Genomic DNA, 281 nt, shown 5'->3' with positions numbered 1-281 from the left:
GATGGATTTCATGGCCGCGGCCTGCGGCGCCGACGACAACAACAATGCCAAGCCGAGCCTCACGGCCTGGCCCGCAGCGGCGATCGACCGCGCCTACCACACGCGATGGGGCCTCGACGACCAGACACAAGGCCTGCCCGAAGTGGCCGAGCTGCAGATGGGCCGTTCCTACCTGGTCCATCCCGGCAGCCCCGCGATGAGCTGGCTCAGTCACGGCTGGGCGGGCTTCGACGGCGATGGCGCGGGCAGCGAGGGCGAACTGGCCTGCCTCGTCATTCCCT

At 69.4% G+C, this 281-nt stretch carries 1 pseudogene; it reads left to right on the top strand.

What is annotated here, in order from left to right:
• A pseudogene (locus ACZYSP_RS35585) lies at positions 1-281 on the top strand (hypothetical protein); the annotation flags it as partial.

This window comes from Variovorax sp. F042 (assembly GCF_057814215.1).
Note: the sequence above shows the minus strand (reverse complement) of the source record. Positions and strands in the feature narration are given on the sequence as shown.